The organism is Nonomuraea sp. LPB2021202275-12-8 (assembly GCF_037044575.1).
In the GTDB taxonomy this organism is placed as follows: Bacteria; Actinomycetota; Actinomycetes; order Streptosporangiales; family Streptosporangiaceae; genus Nonomuraea.
In genome coordinates this window covers 164,435-183,799 of record NZ_JBAHWD010000005.1, presented here as the reverse complement: position 1 = coordinate 183,799, position 19,365 = coordinate 164,435, and the positions used below count along the sequence as shown (strand labels likewise).

The following is a 19,365-nucleotide window of genomic DNA, read 5'->3' as shown; positions in this document are numbered from 1 at the left end:
TTAAGGGTCTTTGGTCCCGCGGTTTCGGTCCGTTCGGCCGTTGGTTCAGGATGCCGGGAATCCCTGCTCGACCGCGGAGCCGTCTCGGGTGCTTCCGACATCACCCTCTCAGTAACAGCAGCCTTCACCGCCGTCTACTCAGCTACGCCTTTGGGACTTTCTTCCACTTTTACCATTCGCGGGACGACGAAGTGGAAATCCCAAATAGCCGGACACACAAATGCCCGGTGTAATTCACCCGCGGGGACTGCGTGCCGTGCGAAGCAGGCGCCGGCCCAGCACGCCCAGATAAAGCAGCCAGCCCGCGGCGACCACGGCCAGGGTGGCGATCGGCTGCCACGCGCTTCCCGTCCCGGCGAGCTCCGCCAGCGACTGCCGGCACACCGCGACGGTGACGGGCACCGTGTAGGCGGCGAAGAAGGCCACCCCGAGCACCCTGCCCACGACGAGGAACCACGCGTACGCCCGCACGCCGCGCCGCGCCGCGCCCCGCCGGGTGCGCAGGTAGGCCTGCGCGTCGGCCATGAGGTTCTTGTTGCCGCTGGCGTTGGCGAAGGCGTAGTAGACGTCGGTGCGCATGAAGAACAGCAGCTGCCAGGCGACCTGCGACAGGCAGATGACCATGACCAGCCGGACCAGGGCGAGGTCGGCGACGTAGAGCGTGCACGCGGCGGCGCAGATGAGCAGCCAGTCGACCCGCATGCCGGCCAGATGGGCGCGGTAGCGCGCCTTCCTCGGCACGGCCCAGATCCCGGTGATCCGGGTCTGCACGACGAGGAACTGCAGGCGGGTGCCCAGCGACAGTTCGGCCCGCACCCCCAGCGACCTGGCGGCGGCGATGTGGCCGAGCTCGTGCGCAAGCACGAGGAGCCACGAGCCGGCCGCGAAGGCGAGGGTGAAGGTGAGGGTGAAGGTGAGGCTGTTGGACCACACCAGGGAGTACAGATCCGGCAGGACGCCCGGCTCGGCGACGGCGGCCGCGACCGCGCAGGCGGTCAGGAGCAGCAGCGCGGCGTCGGCGGGCCGGGAGAAGAACCAGGCCACGTGGCCGGGCCTGATCCGGTCCCACGGATTGGTCGGGCGTTCGGGCCGGCGGAGCAGCCCGGCGCCGTCCAGGCCGCTGACGAATTCGGTCACGTCCACGTCCACGCCGCGTTCGGCCAGCACCCGCTCGCGGGCCTGCGCCGCGGTCCTGGTGCCGTCGAGCGCGGCGACGACGGCCGCCCCCACGCCCGGCACGTTGACGAACGTCTCACCGTTGCCGATCACGTAGTCGTCGGGGCCGTCGGCGAGCGTGGGGCCTCCGGAATGGAGGCCCCACAACGGTCAGCAACTGTTGCTGTTACCGGTTGTCTCGACTTCTTCGACCTTCTTGATCTCGATCGTCATCCGCGATGCCTCCGTGGATCTTGATTGGCCGATGTGATCGTAAAGAAAAAGAATGCGAAAGGGGAGGCCCAATAACTTTGTGTGAAGAATATTGTCGAACCGGCTCACCGTCGCCTGAGGCCGGACGCGCCCGCCGTTCCGGCACGCGCCGAGCCGCCCCAACAGGTCCACCGGTACGGTGAGGCGCATGAGCTCCGGGGAGTCGGTGCGCTACTGGCGGCATCAGGGAATGGGCGGCCTCGACCTGATGCGGGCGCGGTTCGTCGGCCACCGTTTCAGCCGGCACAGCCACGAGACGTTCGCGATCGGCGTGGTGGAGTCGGGGACGGAGGAGATCCGGTTCGCCGACGGCGTCGAGTACACCGGGGTCGACGAGGTCGTGCTGATCGACCCGGGCGTCGTCCACACCGGCCGGGCCCACAGCCCCGGCGGCTGGACGTACCGGGTCCTCTATCCGAGTGTCGAGCAGCTGGCCGCCATCGGCGCGGAGATCGGCGCGCCGGCCGGGCAGCCGTCGTTCTCGCGGCGGGTGGTCGCGGACGGGCGGATGGCCGGCCGGGTCGTGGCCGCGCACCGAGCGGCCGAGACGGGCGACCCGCTCGCCGCCGACACCTGCCTGCACCTGCTGCTGGCCCGGCTCCTGGCCGCCTACGGCAGGCAACGCCCGGTCCGGTGCGAGCGGGAGGCCGGGCAGGACGTCGCCGCCAGGGCGCGGGAGTTCCTGCACGCCTCGCTCGGATCTCCCGGCGACGGGCGCCGCCCGCCGCCCGCCGCGCCGAGCCTGAAGGAGCTGGCCGCCGCGGCGGGCGCGACCCCGTTCGCGCTGCTGCGGTCCTTCCAGCGCGCCTACGGCCTGCCACCGCACGCCTACCTCACCCAACTGCGGGTCCGGCACGCCCGCGAGCTGCTGGAGCGCGGCGTGCCCGCGGCCGCGGCCGCCGTGTCCGTCGGCTTCTGCGACCAGTCCCACCTGTCGCGCCACTTCCGCCGCATCGTCGGCGCCACCCCGGGCGCCTACCAGCGCGCGGTGCAATAACGTCCAATCCCCGCGAGCGGCACGTTTCCTACCGTGTCCGGATGACGAACAACCAGGCCCGCCCCGGCCTCCCCCTTGACCTCGACCGGGACACGATCGCCGAGCTCGGCCGCCACGCGGTGGACTTCATGGCCGATCGGATCGGCGAGCTGGAATCGGCCCCGGCCAGCGACTACCGGCAGGCCGAGCAGCTGGCCGCACTGCTGCTGCGGCCTCCGGGAGACGACCCCGGTGACTTCCGCGAGCTCCTGGAGACCTTCCGTCAGGCGGCCGGCCAGGGGGTGAACACGGCCGGCCCCGGCTACCTCGCCTACTTCCCGGCAGGGGGCCTGGTCTCCTCGGTGCTGGCCGAGATGCTCGCGCAGGCGGCCAACCGGTTCACCGGCGTGGCACAGACGGCCCCCGCGCTGGTCGCCATGGAGCAGAGTGTGCTGGCCTGGTCGTGCGAGCTGTTCGGCCTGCCGGCCGGCGCGGGCGGAGTGGTGACGACCGGCGCCTCGCTGGCCACCCTGTCGGCGCTGGTCGCGGCCCGGCACGACCGGCTGGGCGACGATGCCCGCGACGGCACCCTGTACGTGACCGAGCACACCCATCTCAGCGTCGCCAAGGCCGCCAGGATCGCCGGCCTGCCGGCCGACCGGGTGCGCGTCGTGCCGGCCACCGCCGGCCTGCGCATGGACGCCGGCGCCGCCGCCGAGCTGATCGCGGCCGACCGGGCCGCGGGGCTGCGCCCCTTCCTGCTGGCCGGCACCGCGGGCACCACCAGCACGGGGACCGTCGACCCGCTGCCCGAGCTCGCCCGTCTGGCGCGTACCGAAGGGCTCTGGTTCCACGTCGACGCCGCCTACGGGGGCGGCTTCCAGCTCACCGCGCGCGGCAGGGCCAGGCTCGCCGGGATCGAGCAGGCCGACTCGATCGCGTTCGACCCGCACAAGAGCCTGTTCATGCCGTACGGGACCGGCGTGCTGCTGGTGCGCGACCCGGCCGTCCTGCACGCCGCCCACGCCGCGGACGGCCAGTACCTGCAGGACCTCGACCGCGTGGCGGACCTGCCGGACTTCGGGCACCTGGGCGCGGAGCTGACCCGGGAGTTCCGTGGCCTGCGGCTGTGGCTGCCACTGCACCTGCACGGCGTGCGCGCGTTCGCCGAAGCGCTGGAGGAGAAGCTGGACCTGGCCGCGCTCGTACACCGCGAGCTGGGCCGGGACCCGCGCGTGGAACTGCCGTGGGAGCCGGACCTGTCCGTCGTGGTGTTCCGGGTGCGCGGCGGCGACGAGGCCAACCGGGACCTGCTGGCGAGGATCAACGCCACCCGGCGGATCTACCTGTCCAGCACCTCCGTCGGCGGCCGGTTCTACCTGCGCCTGTGCGTCCTGAGCGTCCGCACCCGCGCCTCCCACGTGCACGAGGCCCTGCGCATCATCCGGGCGGCGGTTGACCAGCATATTTGGTCGAATACTGAAACATCCGCGCGCTAACGTCCCGACATATGCAGCAAATCACTGAATCCCGGATGGACAGCCGCGCCCTTCTCGCCGCGGGCGTCACGGTCGTGCTGTGGGCGTCGGCGTTCGTGGCCATCCGCGTGGCAGGCCAGCACTACTCGCCCGGCGCGCTGGCGCTGGGCCGTCTGCTGGCCGGCGTGCTGACGCTCGGCGTCATCCTCCTCGTACGCGGTGAGGGCCTGCCCGGCCGTAAGGCCTGGCCGGGGATCGCCGTCTCCGGCGTGCTGTGGTTCGGCGTCTACATGGTCGCGCTCAACTGGGGCGAGCAGCTCGTGGACGCCGGCACCGCGGCGATGGTCATCAACGTCGGGCCGGTGCTGATCGCGCTGCTGGCCGGCTGGGTGCTCAAGGAGGGCTTTCCGCGCCGCCTGCTGGCCGGCATGGGCGTCTCCTTCGCCGGCGCGGTGATCGTAGGGATCTCCCTGTCCGCCGGGGGCGCCTCCTCCGTCCTGGGCGTGGTGCTCTGCCTCGTGGCCGCCGCCTCCTGGGCGGTCGCCATCCTGGTGCAGAAGCCCGCGCTCCGGCACGCCTCCGCCCTGCAGGTCACCACCTTCGGCTGCGCGGTCGGCGCGCTCGCCTGCCTGCCCTTCGCCGGGCAACTGGTGACCGAGGCCGCGGCAGCGCCCCTGTCCGCGACGCTGAACCTGGTCTTCCTCGGCGTCTTCCCCACCGCGCTGGCCTTCACCACCTGGGCCTACGCCCTGGCCAGGACCACGGCGGGGAACATGGGCGCCACCACCTACGCGGTGCCCGCGCTGGTGGTGCTGATGTCGTGGGCGCTGCTGGGCGAGGTACCTGGCTGGCTCACGTTCGTGGGAGGCGCGCTGTGCCTGGCGGGGGTGGCGATCTCCTCCCGGCGCCGGCCGGTCACATGAGGTAACGCAGCCACAGGTACGGCGCGACCAGGCCGACGGTCACCGCCGTGACGATCAGGCCGTACTTGGTGAACTGCCAGAAGGTGATCGGCACGCCGTTGCGGGCGGCGATGCCCACCACGACGACGTTGGCGGCGGCGCCGACCGCGGTGGCGTTGCCGCCGAGGTCCGCACCGAAGGCCAGCGCCCACCAGAGCACCTGTCCGTCGCCCTCGCTCGCCCGCACGAGCTCCGCGACGATCGGGCTCATCGTCGCCACGTACGGGATGTTGTCCACGATGGCCGACAGCACGGTGGAGACGCCCAGCAGCCCCATCGTGGCCACCTCCAGCCGCCCGCCGGTGGCCTCCACGGCGGCCTGGGACAGCTGCCCGATGACGCCGGTCTCGACCAGTGCGCCCACCATGACGAACAGCCCGGCGAAGAACACCAGCGTCGGCCACTCCACCTCGGCGATGGCCTGCTCGGTGGTCACCTTGGTCGCGGCCACCAGGACGCCCGCGCCCAGCAGCGCCACCACCGACGGCTCGTAGTGCAGCACCGGATGCAGCACGAACGCGACCACCACCAGCGCGAGCACGACCAGCGACTGCCACAGCAGCCGCCGGTCGGAGATCGCCTCCCGCTCGTTCAGCGCCATGACCTCCGCCGCCCGCGCGGGGTCGTAGCGGAACCCGCGCCCGAACATCAGCCAGCACAGCCCGACGAACACCGCCATCAGCACGATCACCATCGGCGCCATGTGGATCAGGAAGTCGTTGAAGCTCAGCCCGCCCCGGCTGGCGATGATGATGTTCGGCGGATCGCCCACCAGCGTGGCCGTGCCGCCGATGTTGGACGCCATCGCCTCGGCGATCAGGAAAGGCGCGGCGGGCACCGCCAGCCGCTCGCACACCAGGAACGTCACCGGCGCGATCAGCAGCACCGTGGTGACATTGTCCAGCAGGGCCGAGGCGCTCCCCGTGATGATCACCAGCAGCGCCATCAGGCGGAACGGCCGCCCGCGCGCCCGCTTGGCCGCCCAGATCGCCAGATACTCGAAGACCCCCGTCTCCTTCAGCACCCCGACGATGATCATCATGCCGAGCAGCAGGAAGACGACGTTCCAGTCGATCCCCGAGTGCCCGGAGAAGAACGCCGCCTCGGCGCCGGTGGCATGGATCAGCAGCATGATCCCCGCCCCGCCCAGAGCGGCGGCGACCCGGTGCACCTTCTCGGTGGCGATCAGCGTGTAAGCGGCCAGAAAGACCGCCACGGTCACCCAGGACAGCACGGTCATCCGGCATCCACCAGCGGATCTCGGGCCACGATCACCCTCATGAGCCCCGATGCTAACCCCGCGCCAGATGGGCGCTCGCGATATGGTGTCCGATCCTGTACACCTTTTCGGTCGGGAGAACCATTGCTGCCCATAACGCTGCGTCCAGTCCTCGAGAGCGACCTGACGATCTTCGACGAGGTGTTCCACTCTCCGGAAGCCACTGGCGCCCTCCAATGGTTCGGCTACCGCAGCCGTAAGGAGGAGTGGCAGGGATTCGCCGAGAACGGCCTGCTGAGCGACGACGGCGGCACGCTGACAGTGTGCGCCGGCGACCAGGTGGCCGGGCGCATCCAATGGTTCAAGGCCGGCGGCTGGGCCCCGCCCGCCACCTCCTGGTGCTGGACGATCGCCATCATGCTTGTGCCGGACCACCGGGGACGCGGCATCGGCACCGAGGCGCAGCGGCAGCTCGCCACCTACCTCTTCGACCACACCAGGGCCCACCGCATCCAGGCCTACACCGACGCGCAGAACCACGCCGAGCAGCGCGCACTGGAGAAGGCCGGGTTCGAGCGCGAAGGCGTCCTGCGCCAGGCGCAGTGGCGCGGCGGGCGCTGGCACGACCAGCTCCTCTACGCCCGGCTGCGCTCGGACGCCGACGTGTCAGACTGAGCCCTGACCGCGGCGCCACGCTGACGCGCCGCTGTAGTCTCCCCGGCTCCCGCGGCGCCGCCGCACCCCTGGGCTGCGCCGCGAGGAGGTGGCCCAGCTCGCGTACGTCTCGACCGAGTACTACACCCGCCCCGAACAGGCCCGCGCCCCGCGCCCGTCCCGCGAGGTGCTGGCCGGGCACTGCGCCTTTCGGACGCCGAACGCGACCACCTGCACCACCTGGCCGGCGCCCCGCCGGGCCCGTGCCGCGAGGTGCACCGCGGCATCCTGGACCTGCTGGACCTGCTGGACCGGCTGCCGCAGGCCGCCGCGATGGTGCTGTCCGCGACCTACGAGGTGATCGCCTGGAACGACCTGGCGGCCGCCCTGATGGCGGACTTCTCCGCGCTGCAGCCCGGACACCATCATCACGACCGCGATCATGCCGATCGCCATGATGCTGATGTTCGTCTACGTGTTCGGCGGCGCGATCCGAACAGGGTCGGATTCGTATGTGAACTACATGCTGCCCGGCATCCTGCTCATCACGGTCGCCTCGGGCATCGCCTACACCGCGTTCCGGTTGTTCATGGACATGAAGGGCGGCATCTTCGAGCGATTCCAGTCCATGCCGATCGCACGGTCGTCCGTCCTGTGGGCGCACGTCTTGACTTCGCTGGTCGCCAATGTGATCTCGCTCGTGGTCGTCGTGGGCGTCGCCCTGCTCATGGGCTTCCGCTCGGCGGCGGGAGCGCCCGCATGGCTCGCGGTCGCCGGAATCCTGATCCTGTTCACCCTGGCGTTGACGTGGATCGCCGTCATCCCCGGCCTGTCTGCCAAGACCATGGAAGGCGCGAGCGCGTTCTCCTACCCGCTCATCTTCCTGCCGTTCCTCAGCTCAGCGTTCGTGCCCACCGACACCATGCCCGGCCCGGTGCGCGTCTTCGCCGAATATCAGCCGGTGACCTCCATCGTCAACGCCATCCGCGACCTGTTCACCCAGCAGCCGGTCGGCACTGACATCTGGATCGCCCTGGCCTGGTGTGCCGGCATCCTCATCGTCGCCTACGCCTTCGCCATGAACACCTACCGCCGCAAGATCTCCTAGGCCGTGTCGACGGAGCACCTTCGCGCTGCTGCAGAACCCGGAGCAGCTGGCGGCGCTGCGCGCCGAGCCCGCGCTCACCGACCAGGCCGTGGAGGAGCTGCTGCGGTATCTGAGCGTCGCCAAGCAGTTCGCGAGGGTCGCGCTGGAGGACGTCGAGCTGGGCGGCCAGAGCGTCAAGGCCGGCTCGACGGTCATCCTGTCTCTCAACACCGCCAACCGCGACCCCGAACGCTTCACCGACCCCCACGTGCTCGACCTGCGCAGGCAGGACGGCGGGCACCTGGCCTTCAGCCACGGCATCCACCAGTGCCTGGGCCAGCAGCTGGCCCGCGTCGAGATGCGGGTCGCCCTCCCCGCGCTGCTCAACCGCTTCCCCACGCTGCGCCTGGCCGTACCTGCCGAAGAGGTCGCCCTGCGCCCGGAGACCGCGGACATCTACGGGGTCAAGAGCCTCCCGATCACCTGGGACGTGTGACCGCCCGCCAGTGACGGATGAGGACGCGTACGGCCGCCCGCCCCCGCTGTGCCTGCCCGCCTGCGGCGATCGCGTACGCGACGCCGTGCGGTCCGGTCAACTCTGCCGCTGGTCGCCGCTACGTCCAGCGGAGGATAGCTCGATCGATATTCGCGTACGGCCGCGGCCAACGTGGTCGCGACCGTACGCATCACGTATCGGACGTCATTCGCCGGCAACTACCAACACAAGCGCATGCTGCGTGAGCACCGGCTTTCCGTTCAGCGGCCCTGGAGGCCTTCACGTTCCCGGCGGGCCCTGGCTTCCCGACGGCGCGAGTCGGCCCGGTCCAGCCAGTTGTAGATCGCGTCGTACCCCGCGACGCCGAGCGCGACCAGGCCCAGGAGGCCGGTGATCACTGCGACCGGGACCAGGTTCAGCACTGCGCACAGCACGGCTCCGACCAGGAGCCCGACGCCGATGCCGAGGCTCCATCTCCCGATGCCACTCATGCCGCCACCAGCTCTCCGGGCAGCGCCCGCAGCCCGTTCGTCGTCGTGCCCGGCGCCCCGCAGCACGTGGAGTATGGAGCATAGACGATCGCGTTGAGCAGCTCGTCGCGTCCGCCCCGCAGGCCCGGCACAGTGCGCACGGCCACGGCCTCCTTCAGCCGGGGCGGGTTCGGGATCGCGGCGGCCCCCGCGCACCTCGCCGACGTTCGGCACGCCGTTGCACCCCAGGTCTCCGTGAACGCATCCTCGCAGCCTGATTTCTTCGCCTGCCCCAGGCTGAACTGCGGCGAGGCCTCCGTGGCAGGGCTCCCGCACCACCAGCTCGCCTTCCCCAAGGAGGCCCCGCACGCGTAAGGAGCAGGCGCTCAGACCGGCTTCTGGCCCGCCAGCCCGTGCAGGAGGAGGTCGGTGAGGGTGTCCAGGACCTCGTCGTCGGTGTACCGGGGCCGCCCCGGGTCGTCGGTGAGCAGCGCGTAGGCGAGCATCGACAGCATCCCGCCCATCGCCGCGGCGACCAGCGTCGGATCGCCGGGCAGCGGGCGCTCGCGCTGTCGCAGGTGCTCCAGGTGGTCGCCGAGGATCCGGGTGTCGTCGGCGAGCCGCCGCCAGGCCTCGCCGCTGCCGGGGCCGGCGGCGACCGTCGACTCGAACAGCGCGACCATGACGGACCGGTTGTCACGCAACAGGTGCCAGGCCACGGCCAGGTGATGGCGCAGCTGGTCGCGGTCGGTCAGGTCGTGCGGCGGGTGCTCGGGTCCGGCGAGCTCGTGGGCCTGGCCTCGCATGTCGCTGAGCAGGGCCTGCAGCAGGTCCTCCTTGCCGGTGAAGTGGTCGTAGAAGGAACCGGTGGCACGGCCGGCCGCAGCCGTGATGTCGGTGATCTTGGTATTCAGATAACCGCGCTCGACGAACTGGCGCCGTGCGGCCTCCTTCAGCGCCGCCTCGGTCTCGGCCGCCCTGGCCTTGCGCACACCCATCCGGTCCTCCGCTTGACGACGATCTCGCAGTCCCATCATACTGAACGCGATTTCACCGAATAGACATTCGGTGAATAGCGATTCGGGGAGCGGATGATGCGAGCAGCGGTGATAGGCGGCGGAGTGGCCGGAGCGGCGAGCGCGATCGCGCTGGCGCGCATCGGGGCCGCGGTCACGGTGTACGAGGCCTACAACGATCCGGCGGGCCCTGTCGGCTCGTTCGTCAGCCTGTCCGTCAACGGGCTGCGGGCACTGGACGCCCTCGGCTGCCTGCCCGCCGTCCAGGAGGCCGGCTTCGGGGTGGAGCGTCAGCGCATGTGGTCGGGCCGGGGCAAACCGCTGGGCGACGTGCCCCGTGGGCGGCGCTCCGGCGACCCGCTCCACAGCGTCACGCTGATGCGCGCCGACCTGGTCAGGACGCTGCGGGACGAGGCGGTGCGATCCGGTGCGCGCATCCTCACCGACCGGCGGCTGACCGGCCCGCACGACCCGGCCGCCACCGGCGCCGACCTCGTCGTGGGGGCGGACGGCATCTGGTCCGCCACCCGCCGCGCCCTGGACCCCACAGTCCCCGAGCCCGTCTACGCGGGCCTCTACTCCGTCTCCGGCACCAGCACCCGCACAGACGCGGAGCGACCGAGCTTCAACATGGTCTTCGCCCGCCGCGGCGCCTTCGTCCACATCCCCGCGCCCGACGGCACGGTGTGGTGGTCCGCGCAGGTGGCCTCCGCCGAGCAACCCGCCGACCCGGCCGCCATCGGCATCGACGGCCTGGCCGCGCTGTTCCGCACCGAGCCCGCCGTGCTCTCCCTGCTGGGCGCCCCGTCGAGCGTGCGCACCGGGACCCTCCTGCACGTGCTCGCACCGGTCACCCGCCGTCACGACGACCGCACCGTGCTGGTCGGCGACGCGGCCCATCCCGTCGGCGCCGGGCAGGGAGCCTCCATGGCGATCGAGGACGCCGTCGCCCTCGCCCGCGAGCTGGCCTCAGCCGGTGAGATCCCCGCGGCCCTGACCGCCTTCGACCGGGTACGCCATGACCGCACCGGCAAGCTGGCCAAGACCGCCGCCGCCAACCGGGACGCCAAGACCGCCGGCCCGGTGCCGGCCTGGTTCCGGGACGCCTTCATGCCGTTCTTCTTCGAGCGCTTCTACGAGAAGGCCACGGGCTGGCTCTACGACCACGACCCGGGACAGCTGCCCGCGGCGGTCAGCGGGCCAGGTCCCGGGCTTCCCCGCCATGCACGATGAGCGCGTACAGCACCAGCACGTCGACCGCGATGACGGCCAGCGACCACCACGGGTTGACGCCGATCCAGGTGAGCTGGGTCATGGCGTTGAGCATGACCAGGATCACCGCGACGACGCGGGCCCAGGTCTGACCGACGCTCACCGCGACCCCGGCGGCCAGGAGCACGATGCCGAACACCAGGTGGATCCAGCCCCATGCCGACACGTCGAAGAACAGCAACCGCAGCGGCGTGCGGACATAGACGTCGTCGTTGACGACCGCGTACAGGCCGCTGACGATGTTGAAGACCCCCGCGATGATCATGAGCATACCGGCGAACCACACCCAGCCCACCCAGCCCGTCACGTGCCGACTCTGGTATGTCATCGTCGCCCCCTCCTCGCGGATTCCCGGTGATCAATGCCTCGTTCCGGACGTTCCCCCAACCGGTCCACAACAGGGCCGTATAACAGTCAAAATGCGGCCACTTCTCGCAATGCGATGAATTTCGCGCCACCGCCAGGTGTGTCCGTGCGAGAGGGCGCCGACTTCTGGACCCGCGCCCACTAAGATCACCGGATGCCCTCACGAGCACGCCGGGCGCTGCGCTGGTCACGCCGGCTGATCGCCGTCGTGACCACCGCTTGCGCACTGACCGGCGCGGTCCGCCTCATCGCGCCCGGCATCGGCGAACCTGCCGGAGTGCGCCGGCAGCTCGCCTTCCTCCGTGCGGCGCTGGACGACGGAGCCGCTGACCAGGCGCAGCGACTGTTCCCCGAGGGCCACTTCTTCCACCGAGGCTGGAGCAACTGGTTACGCGGCCAGGTGCTGAGCCTGCAACCCGCCACCCGGCGCGATCCAGCCGAGCTGCGCTACCTCGCCTCTCGCTGATCAGGTAGGCGGCCATCGTGCCCGCGCCGATCAGGACGGTCCCTGCGACGCCGCGCGCGTCCCGGCGGCGCACGGCCGCCCATCCCACCGCGACGAGGAGCAACCCGAGGACCACCAGCGTGCCCTCCGAGGCCAGCTCGAAGACCGCCCGCGGCGCGCCCGCGACCGCGTCGGCCACCCACCGGTAGGCGGACGCCGACACGCCGTCCACCGCCCGCACCGGAGCCGCCGCACCCAGCCCGCCGGGGGCCAGCCAGGCCCCACCTCCGGCCCCCGCACCCAGCAGGGCGGCCGAGCCGAGCAGGCGACGGCCCGCATCACGCCAAGAAAGAGTTTCCATGCCCCACGACGTTAGGAACGGCGGAAACCAGGCGCCTCCCCCGAAAGTCCACCTCATACCTGGCCGAACGGCGGGGTTGACGGTCGCTGTCCGGTCTTGGAGCTGGTCGCTGATGGGGTTTCTGTGCTGCGCCGCCTCCTTTACAAAGTAGATCAATTACCTCTGGACCTCGTATCGCAGCAGCACCCGCCCCTCCGGCCTCTCCTCCACCCCGAGCAGCCGGAGCCCGGCCGGCCGGGCCGACCGGTCCAGGTCGGGGGCGGTGAAGAGGGCGGTCGCGGTGGTCCCGCCCACCGCCATCGGCAGCACCTCCACCTCGATCTCGTCGACCAGCCCCGCCCGCAGGAGCGCGCCGCCCAGCCTGCCGCCGCCCGTGGCGACCACGGTCTCCACGCCGAAGCGGGCCCGCAGGGCCGCGAGCGCCCCGCCCAGATCGACCCGCTCCTCCCCCACCACCAGGTAAGGGACGCCCTCACGGCGCAGGTATGCCAGGTAGTCGAGCGGCGTGCCGGCGGCGACGAGCACGAGGAGGTGCCAGCCCGCCCACGCCTCGTCGGGATACTCCTTGTACGTCCACCGCACCCGGCCTCTGCTGTCCGGGACGGTCATCCATCCCTTGGTGGCCCGTGCCACGATCTCGTCGGGCACGAAGTCCTCCAGCAGGGCCCCGGCCGGCTGGTCGGCGGGCGGCAGGGGTGACGGCTCCTGGCCGGCGCCGACGAACGACCCGCTGCCCTCCAGCAGGACCCGCGGCCGGTGGCGGCGCATGATGTCGGCGTAACCGTCCTGCCCCGACGACGGCCAGCGCTCGTCGAACATGATCGGCGTGCCGGGCGACAGCTCGAGGCGGCCGTCCACCGCGGCACTGTTGTGCGTGATGACACGGGGGCGATCCATCGTCTTCTCCGTCCTTGGCGTCCCTCCCAAGGCCGTTCTACCAACCCCCTCCGACATCTTCCGCCGGAACCGCCGACCGCTGCCGGGCCGCGTACCGGACGCAACTCGCGGGCCGGCGGCAAGTACGATCAACGGATGACCGAAATAACCGAGACCGCGCCCGGCTGGCTCGCTCCCGAGGAGCTGGAGTCGGTCCGGGGCCGGATGCCGATCCTCTACGTGGACGCCGTGCCGGTGCGGGTCGACGACACAGGCGTCGTGACCCGCGTCGGCCTCCTGCTGCGCATCGCGCAGGACGGGGGCGTGAGCCGTGCTCTGGTCTCGGGGCGCGTGCTCTATCACGAGCGGATCCGCGACGCGCTCCTGCGCCACCTGGAGAAGGATCTCGGCCCGGTGGCGCTGCCCAGCCTGCCCGCCTCGCCGGTGCCGTTCACCGTGGCCGAATACTTCCCGACGCCCGGCGTCACGCCCTACCACGATCCCCGCCAGCACGCCGTCTCGCTGGCCTACATCGTGCCGGTCCGCGGTGACTGCCGTCCTCGCCAGGACGCGCTCGACCTGGAGTGGTTCACGCCGGACGAGGCCGCCTCGCCGATGGTGCAGCAGGAGATGACCGGCGGGCAGGGCGTCCTGCTCAAGCAGGCTCTCGCCTTCGTCGGCCGCCTGCCCTGAGGCGGCAGCCGCCCTGCGGGCGCGGGCCCTCGCTTTGACCTGGAGTGCGCTCCAGTTCGTAGCATCGGCCGCATGACGACGTCTCAACACAAGATCGGATCCGGCTTCGGCGCCTGGAGCACCGCACGCGACGTACTGCGCGGGATCGACCTCTCCGGACGGCTGGCCGTCGTCACCGGAGGCTATTCGGGCATCGGCCTGGAGACGACGCGGGCACTGGCCGGCGCGGGCGCCCGCGTCGTGGTCCCGTCCCGCCGGCCCAAGCTGGCCGAGGAAGCGGTCGCGGGCATCGACGGCGTGGAGGTCGGCGAGCTCGACCTGGCCGACCTCGGCAGCGTCCGCGGGTTCGCCGAGGGGTTTCTCGCCTCGGGCCGCGACATCGACATCCTCATCGGCAGCGCCGGCATCATGGCCTGCCCGGAGACGCGCATCGGCCCCGGATGGGAGGCGCAGTTCGCCACCAACCACCTGGGCCACTACACGCTGGTCAACCGGCTGTGGCCGGCGATCGCGCGCGGCGGGGGCCGGGTGGTGTCGGTGTCCTCGGCCGCCCACCGCCGCTCGGGCATCCGCTGGGACGACGTGCACTTCACCCGCGGCTACGACAAGTGGGACGCGTACGGGCAGGCCAAGACGGCCAACGTGCTGTTCGCCGTACGGCTCGACGAGCTCGGCAGGGACGCGGGAGTGCGGGCGTTCTCGCTGCATCCGGGCAGCATCCTGACGCCGCTGCAGCGGCACCTGCCGAAGGCGGAGATGGTGGAGGCCGGCTGGATCGACGAGGAGGGCAACCTGACGGCCACCGGCTTCAAGACCACCGAGCAGGGTGCGGCCACGCAGGTGTGGGCGGCGACCTCTCCGCGGCTCGACGGCATGGGCGGCGTCTACCTGGAGGACTGCGACGTCGCCGAGCCCGCCGTGGTGGAGGGTGAGCCGGGCGGTGTGCAGGCGCATGCGACGGATCCCGAGCAGGCCGCGCGCCTGTGGGAGCTCTCGGCCGAGCTCACCGGCGTCGACGCCTTCGGAGCCGGCCCGCGCCCGTGACGTGGCCGCTCCCGAGCCGCCTCCGGGCCGGCGGCCTCGTTCCCACTTCAACGTATAGCCGGGTGGGGGACTTGCGGCAAGGCCCCGGTCGTGGCCCAGAATCTGGGGCCGTGAGCCGGACCGGCCAGGTGCCGGCGGAGGCGCGGTCGACCGACCGTGGCCGAGCCTGTCGCAGGGGGAGTTCGGATGCGCGTGCTGCTGTCCACCATCGGATCCCGTGGCGACGTCCAGCCGCTGGTGGCGCTGGCGTTGGAGTTGAGGGCTCTCGGTCAGGAGGTCCATCTGTGCGCGCCACCCGACTTCCGCGCCTGGATCGACTCCTTGGCGATCCCCTTCACGCCCATAGGGCCCGAGCTGCGCAGGACCGCGTCAGTCACGCGGACCCCGCCCACACCCGAGCAGCTGCACCAGCTGGCGCAGGCCACGGTCGCCACCCAGTTCGCCACGCTGCCGGCGGCCGCCAGGGGCTGCGACGTCCTCGTGGCGGGCGGTTACCTGCTGATCGCCGCCCGCTCGATGGCCGAGGAGATGGGGATCGGGTACGTCCACGCGAGCTACTGCCCGGTCACGCTGCCGTCTGCCCGCCACGCCCCACCACCGATGTCACCGCGGGGACGGGCGCACGGGGCGGCAGACAACCGGACCCTCTGGGCAGAGGGCGCGCGGCACTGGAACGACACCTGGCGCGCCGCCCTCAACGCCCATCGGGCGTCGGCGGGCCTGGCCCCCGTCGAGGACGTGCGCGGCCACGTCTTCACCGACCTGCCCTGGCTGGCCGCGGACGCGGCGCTGGCGCCCTGGCCCGACCCCGCTGACCGGGACGTCGCGCAGACGGGCGCGTGGATCCTGCCGGATCGGCGTCCGTTGCCGGCCGAGGTGGAGACGTTCCTGGACGCGGGCGAACCACCCGTCTATTTCGGCTTCGGCAGCATCCGCGCTCCAGGCGACCTCGGCAAGGCGATGATCGAGGCGGCCCGCGCGCTCGGGCGCCGCGCGATCGTGTCCCGCGGATGGACGGACCTGTCGCTGCCGGACGACGCACCCGGCTGCGTCTCCATCGGCGAGGTCAACCAGCAGGCGCTCTTCGAGCGGGTCGCCGCCGTCGTCCACCCACGGCGGCGCCGGCACCACGACCGCGGCCGCGCGGGCCGGCGCGCCCCAGGTGGTCCTGCCGCAGATCTTCGACCAGCACTACTGGGCGGGCCGAGTCCACGACCTCGGCATCGGAACCGCGCACCCGCCCGCCGCACCGGCCACGGGCTCGCTGGCCACGGCTCTCGCCCACGCCCTCCGGCCGGACGTGGCGGCCCGTGCCCGATCCGTCGCCGCCACCGTGCGCACCGACGGCGCCGCAGCCGCCGCGCGGCGCGTGCTGACCTTCTAGTCGCGGCGGTAGGCGCCGGGCGCGAGACCGTACTCCCGCTTGAAGGCGTGCGCCAGCGCGTGTTCGGAGCCGTAGCCGACCTGCTTGGCGATGGCGCTGAGCGGCGCGTCGGAGTCACGCAGCAGCCGGGCCGCCGTGGTGAGCCGCCACCAGGTGAGGTAGGCGAGCGGCGGGCGGCCGACCATCGTCGCGAACCGCCTGGCGAACGCCGCGCGTGACAGGCCGCCCTGCCTGCCCAGCGACTCCACGCTCCACTGCCTGGCCGGGTCCTCGTGGATGGCGCGCAGGGCGGCGGCGACGGCGGGATCCTTCAGCGCCGCCGCCCAGCCGTCGGCCTCGCCCGGCCGTTCCTCGAACCAGGTGCGCAGGATGTAGAGGAGCAGCAGGTCCAGCAGCGCCGGCACGGCCGCGTCACCGCCGGGGCTGGGCGGCCGGTCCAGCTCCAGTCCGAGCAGCTCGACCGCCGCCTGCAGCGCGGGGTTGCGCCCGATCCGGGCGGGCAGGTGGATCACCTCCGGCAGCTCGGCCAGCAGCGGATGCGTCCGGGCGCGGTCCAGCGGGTAGGCGCCGCAGAGCAGGACGGTCGAGCCGCCCGGCCGTCCGGGCTCTCCCCGGGCGCCCGGCGGGGTCGCGGGGTCGTCGGTCAGCCCGTGCGCGCACGCGTGCGGCAGGAACACCACGTCCCCCACCCCGAGCGGCACCGGGTCTCCGTCCTGGCGGGTCAGCCAGCAGGAGCCCTGGAGCACGACGTGGAAGCCCGCCCCCTCGCCCTGGGGATGCCAGCCGGCGAAGGGGGCCCTGTGCGCCCGCCGGGTGGACCGCGGCCGGCCCACCCGCGCGGCGGTGACCGCGTCAGACAGCACATCCATCCGGCAAGCGTGCCATCCGGTGGACGCTGACGCAAAGACCGAGGACTCTGACGCATTGGGCGTCTCTCCTACCGCGTCATGGCGATCATCGAGGGAGCGTGGTTCCAGCTCGCGCTCGCCGAGCCTGCCCGGCGAGGACTACGCCCCGGCGGGCCAGAGATCTTCCCATGAGGTACCCCCAGGATCGGATCGACTTGCCGGACAACCGGTATTCGTCGCCCAGCCCCAAGTGGCGCAGCCCCTTGCCCGGGTCGTCCAGCTCACCGTCGATGACCTGCTCCGCGACGGAGAGGCCGTGTTCCTGCGACTCGGGGATCCGCCCTCACCCGTCCCAGAGCCGGTCGCATCCCAACAACTGGACTACATCGCGGCTCGCGAAACATGAGCACCGCCACCAACCGCGCCTCGCTGGATGTTCCCCGGCCGCCGAAGGGCAGCCCTGTCGCCCGACCATTTGTCCGCCCTCCTCAGAGAAGTCGGCACCCAAGCGGCCGCCGTCGGTGGCGCGATGAGGGCGTGCCCGGCTGACGGCCGGGCACGCCCTGCAGGTCACCCGGTGCCCGGCGTGACGGTGACGAGGTGGATGGCCTTGGCCGGCCCGGCCGTGGCGTGCCCGGTCCACATCGCGAGGTAGGTGTACCTGCCGGCGGTCTCCGGCGTGTCGGTGAAGGCGTAAGAGCCGTCGGCGTTCGTGCTCAGGGGCGGGAGCTTGACGGTCTCGGAGCTGTCGTCGTCCGCCACGGTGCGCTGCAGGGTGATGGTGGCGCCCGGTGCGGGTGGCCGGCCGCCCGCGGACAGCACGCCGGTCAGCTCCATGGGCTCGCCGACGGTGCCGGACGCCGGCCCGTCCAGGGTTAGCGAGGAGATGTGCCTGACCGTCACGGTGGCGAGGGCGCTGCTCCAGCGGGATCTGCTGTCGCCGTCCCAGAGCACGGTGTAGGTCACCTCGCCGACGCCCGGCGGCGTGTCCGTCAAGGTGAACCTGCCGTCCTTGCCTGTCGTCACGCTGTCGAGGGGCTCGCTCATCCCGTCGGGTAGGCGGCGGGTCACGGCGAGCGGCTGGGCGCCGGGCGACTTGCCGTTGGCCCGGGTGAGCCGTCCTTCGACGGTGACCGGCGTACCGAACCACGCGCGCGCCGGGGCCGTCAGCGTCAGCTCGCTGGCCGGCAGCGTGACGCCGTGCAGCCGCCACAGCAGCAGCCGGCCCGCCGAGTTCCGCAGCAGCGTGAAGACGTCCGGCCCGGAGAACGCGACGCCGCCTGGGATCAGCTCGGCGTCCGGCTGGTCGGCGGAGTACACCGCCGCTCCGGTCACGGCGTCGTAGAGCGTGAGGTCGGTGCCCCACTGGCGCCCCGCGGCGACGTAGGCGCCGCCGGAGCCGATCGCCACGCCGGCTGGGTACCCGTCCCATTCATCCCCGTAGGCGCCGGTCGCCGTCAGGGTCGTGGTGTCGTACCTGGTGAAGTACCCGGGGGCGTCGGCCGCCGTGACCAGGGTGGAGCCGTCGGAGGTGAGAGCGAGCTCGCTCAGCCTGTCCAGGTCCCATGTCTGGCCGTCGATCTCGCCGCGCAGCGTCGGGGTACTGCCGCCGACGTCGTAGACAAGCAGGTCGGCGTGGTGCATGCCGGTCTCGCCGACCACGAGCGTGTCGCCGGCGACCGCGAGCACGGGAGGCCGGGCGTGCACGCGCCCGAGCGCCACCGGTGCCGGTGTCGCCGCCGTCAGGTCCAGGCCGACGGCGCCGCCGTCCTCGCCGCCCTGCTCGCCGCCGCAACCGTGTCCCACCCACAGCCACTCGCCGGACAGGGCCAGCGTGGACGGGCACGGATGGGCGGACAGGTCGATCCGCCGGATGACGGTGAGGCCCGCGGTGTCGATCTCGGCCACCTCGTCCGATCCGCTGATGGCCGCGTACAGGCGGGTGGCGTCCGCATTCAGGGCCAGCCCGTCCACCTCTGACAGGCCGGTGACGGCGCCGCCCGTGACGTTTCCGCCGAGGTCGGCGACTATGATCCGGTCTGCGGCGGAGACGAACACCCGGCCACCGCCGACGGCGATGTCGGCGGTGAAGGAATCGAGGCTCACCCCGAGGTCGGTCGTGGTGTCGGCGGCCGAGGCGGCAGTGGTCGGCACGGTGAGCAGGCCCGTGATCAGGCCGGCGGCGCCGCAGTAAGCGGCTAATCGGCGAACCAGTGGGTGGTGCACGCAGACCTCCTGAAGATGGGAACAATAGTTCTAATAACGTCGAGCTGATGCTCCCATGTCAAGA

The 19,365-nt window shown here is 71.9% G+C and carries 22 protein-coding genes and 3 pseudogenes; 15 read left to right on the top strand and 10 right to left on the bottom strand.

The window, feature by feature from the left end:
• Positions 1-234: 234 nt before the first annotated feature.
• Complete coding sequence (locus tag V5E28_RS11795) at positions 235-1,323, bottom strand: hypothetical protein (protein ID WP_336206751.1); 1,089 nt, start codon at positions 1,321-1,323, stop codon at positions 235-237.
• Positions 1,324-1,326: 3 nt separating this feature from the next.
• The gene (locus V5E28_RS11790) at positions 1,327-1,578 is read right to left on the bottom strand and encodes a hypothetical protein (protein WP_336206749.1); all 252 of its coding nucleotides are present in this window, start codon (positions 1,576-1,578) and stop codon (positions 1,327-1,329) included.
• Between V5E28_RS11790 and V5E28_RS11785 the strand changes: the two genes are divergently transcribed.
• Genes V5E28_RS11785 through V5E28_RS11775 form a run of 3 tightly spaced genes read left to right on the top strand, consistent with a single transcriptional unit; the run spans position 1,577 to position 4,805 of the window.
• A complete protein-coding gene (locus tag V5E28_RS11785; protein ID WP_336206747.1) occupies positions 1,577-2,425 on the top strand; it encodes an AraC family transcriptional regulator in 849 nt (282 codons plus the stop codon). The two genes, V5E28_RS11790 and V5E28_RS11785, sit on opposite strands and share 2 nt — an antisense overlap.
• Before the next feature lie 41 nt (positions 2,426-2,466).
• Positions 2,467-3,903: a pyridoxal phosphate-dependent decarboxylase family protein gene (locus tag V5E28_RS11780; RefSeq protein ID WP_336206744.1), complete on the top strand. Its 1,437-nt coding sequence runs from the start codon at positions 2,467-2,469 to the stop codon at positions 3,901-3,903.
• 11 nt (positions 3,904-3,914) lie between these two features.
• Complete coding sequence (locus V5E28_RS11775; protein WP_336206742.1) at positions 3,915-4,805, top strand: DMT family transporter; 891 nt, start codon at positions 3,915-3,917, stop codon at positions 4,803-4,805.
• Here V5E28_RS11775 and V5E28_RS11770 read toward each other — a convergent pair.
• Positions 4,798-6,084, bottom strand: coding sequence for an ArsB/NhaD family transporter (locus V5E28_RS11770; protein WP_336206741.1), 1,287 nt, complete (start codon positions 6,082-6,084; stop codon positions 4,798-4,800). The two genes, V5E28_RS11775 and V5E28_RS11770, sit on opposite strands and share 8 nt — an antisense overlap.
• A 123-nt stretch (positions 6,085-6,207) precedes the next feature.
• On the opposite strand from V5E28_RS11770, the gene V5E28_RS11765 reads away from it, so the two are divergent.
• The 5 genes and pseudogenes from V5E28_RS11765 to V5E28_RS11750 form a co-directional block, all read left to right on the top strand.
• Positions 6,208-6,738 carry a GNAT family N-acetyltransferase gene (locus tag V5E28_RS11765; protein WP_336206739.1) on the top strand — a complete coding sequence of 177 codons (531 nt, stop codon included), beginning with the start codon at positions 6,208-6,210 and terminating at the stop codon, positions 6,736-6,738.
• 88 nt (positions 6,739-6,826) lie between these two features.
• Complete coding sequence (locus V5E28_RS11760; protein WP_442945797.1) at positions 6,827-7,078, top strand: hypothetical protein; 252 nt, start codon at positions 6,827-6,829, stop codon at positions 7,076-7,078.
• Positions 7,051-7,194 (top strand): annotated as a pseudogene (locus V5E28_RS49495) (hypothetical protein); the annotation flags it as partial. The gene V5E28_RS11760 and the pseudogene V5E28_RS49495, both read left to right, overlap by 28 nt.
• On the top strand, positions 7,160-7,825 hold the full coding sequence (locus tag V5E28_RS11755; protein ID WP_336206737.1) for an ABC transporter permease: 666 nt from the start codon (positions 7,160-7,162) through the stop codon (positions 7,823-7,825). The pseudogene V5E28_RS49495 and the gene V5E28_RS11755, both read left to right, overlap by 35 nt.
• Before the next feature lie 16 nt (positions 7,826-7,841).
• Positions 7,842-8,300 (top strand): annotated as a pseudogene (locus tag V5E28_RS11750) (cytochrome P450); the annotation flags it as partial.
• 260 nt (positions 8,301-8,560) lie between these two features.
• Here the strand turns inward: V5E28_RS11750 and V5E28_RS11745 are convergent.
• Both V5E28_RS11745 and V5E28_RS11740 read right to left on the bottom strand, forming a co-directional pair.
• A complete protein-coding gene (locus V5E28_RS11745) occupies positions 8,561-8,791 on the bottom strand; it encodes a hypothetical protein (RefSeq protein WP_336206735.1) in 231 nt (76 codons plus the stop codon).
• Entirely contained in the window at positions 8,788-8,931 is a 144-nt protein-coding gene (locus V5E28_RS11740; protein ID WP_336206734.1) for a hypothetical protein, read from the bottom strand. Before V5E28_RS11740 ends, V5E28_RS11745 begins: the two co-directional genes overlap by 4 nt.
• On the opposite strand from V5E28_RS11740, the gene V5E28_RS11735 reads away from it, so the two are divergent.
• Positions 8,924-9,145 carry a hypothetical protein gene (locus V5E28_RS11735; protein WP_336206732.1) on the top strand — a complete coding sequence of 74 codons (222 nt, stop codon included), beginning with the start codon at positions 8,924-8,926 and terminating at the stop codon, positions 9,143-9,145. The two genes, V5E28_RS11740 and V5E28_RS11735, sit on opposite strands and share 8 nt — an antisense overlap.
• A gap of 11 nt (positions 9,146-9,156) precedes the next feature.
• Here the strand turns inward: V5E28_RS11735 and V5E28_RS11730 are convergent, their stop codons facing one another.
• A complete protein-coding gene (locus tag V5E28_RS11730; protein WP_336206730.1) occupies positions 9,157-9,768 on the bottom strand; it encodes a TetR/AcrR family transcriptional regulator in 612 nt (203 codons plus the stop codon).
• Positions 9,769-9,864: 96 nt separating this feature from the next.
• Between V5E28_RS11730 and V5E28_RS11725 the strand changes: the two genes are divergently transcribed.
• Entirely contained in the window at positions 9,865-11,019 is a 1,155-nt protein-coding gene (locus tag V5E28_RS11725) for an FAD-dependent oxidoreductase (RefSeq protein ID WP_336206728.1), read from the top strand.
• On the opposite strand, the gene V5E28_RS11720 is transcribed toward V5E28_RS11725, so the two are convergent.
• On the bottom strand, positions 10,979-11,386 hold the full coding sequence (locus tag V5E28_RS11720) for a DUF7144 family membrane protein (RefSeq protein WP_336206726.1): 408 nt from the start codon (positions 11,384-11,386) through the stop codon (positions 10,979-10,981). The two genes, V5E28_RS11725 and V5E28_RS11720, sit on opposite strands and share 41 nt — an antisense overlap.
• A 192-nt stretch (positions 11,387-11,578) precedes the next feature.
• Here V5E28_RS11720 and V5E28_RS11715 point away from each other — a divergent pair, with 192 nt between their 5' ends.
• The gene (locus V5E28_RS11715; protein ID WP_336206724.1) at positions 11,579-11,890 is read left to right on the top strand and encodes a hypothetical protein; all 312 of its coding nucleotides are present in this window, start codon (positions 11,579-11,581) and stop codon (positions 11,888-11,890) included.
• A 496-nt stretch (positions 11,891-12,386) separates the two neighbouring features.
• Here V5E28_RS11715 and V5E28_RS11710 read toward each other — a convergent pair whose 3' ends face one another.
• The gene (locus V5E28_RS11710; RefSeq protein ID WP_336206722.1) at positions 12,387-13,127 is read right to left on the bottom strand and encodes a dihydrofolate reductase family protein; all 741 of its coding nucleotides are present in this window, start codon (positions 13,125-13,127) and stop codon (positions 12,387-12,389) included.
• Positions 13,128-13,262: 135 nt separating this feature from the next.
• On the opposite strand from V5E28_RS11710, the gene V5E28_RS11705 reads away from it, so the two are divergent.
• The 4 genes and pseudogenes from V5E28_RS11705 to V5E28_RS11690 all read left to right on the top strand — a co-directional run bounded on the left by V5E28_RS11705 (position 13,263) and on the right by V5E28_RS11690 (position 16,227).
• The gene (locus V5E28_RS11705) at positions 13,263-13,799 is read left to right on the top strand and encodes an NUDIX hydrolase family protein (RefSeq protein ID WP_336206720.1); all 537 of its coding nucleotides are present in this window, start codon (positions 13,263-13,265) and stop codon (positions 13,797-13,799) included.
• Between the two features lie 72 nt (positions 13,800-13,871).
• Complete coding sequence (locus tag V5E28_RS11700; protein WP_336206718.1) at positions 13,872-14,843, top strand: SDR family NAD(P)-dependent oxidoreductase; 972 nt, start codon at positions 13,872-13,874, stop codon at positions 14,841-14,843.
• A 186-nt stretch (positions 14,844-15,029) separates the two neighbouring features.
• A pseudogene (locus tag V5E28_RS11695) lies at positions 15,030-15,242 on the top strand (glycosyltransferase); the annotation flags it as partial.
• A 763-nt stretch (positions 15,243-16,005) separates the two neighbouring features.
• Complete coding sequence (locus V5E28_RS11690; protein ID WP_336207121.1) at positions 16,006-16,227, top strand: hypothetical protein; 222 nt, start codon at positions 16,006-16,008, stop codon at positions 16,225-16,227.
• Here V5E28_RS11690 and V5E28_RS11685 read toward each other — a convergent pair.
• Positions 16,224-17,096, bottom strand: a complete 873-nt coding sequence (locus V5E28_RS11685) for an AraC family transcriptional regulator (protein WP_336206716.1) — start codon at positions 17,094-17,096, stop codon at positions 16,224-16,226. The genes V5E28_RS11690 and V5E28_RS11685 overlap by 4 nt on opposite strands.
• A gap of 549 nt (positions 17,097-17,645) precedes the next feature.
• The gene (locus V5E28_RS11680) at positions 17,646-19,301 is read right to left on the bottom strand and encodes a hypothetical protein (RefSeq protein WP_336206715.1); all 1,656 of its coding nucleotides are present in this window, start codon (positions 19,299-19,301) and stop codon (positions 17,646-17,648) included.
• Positions 19,302-19,365: the final 64 nt, after the last annotated feature.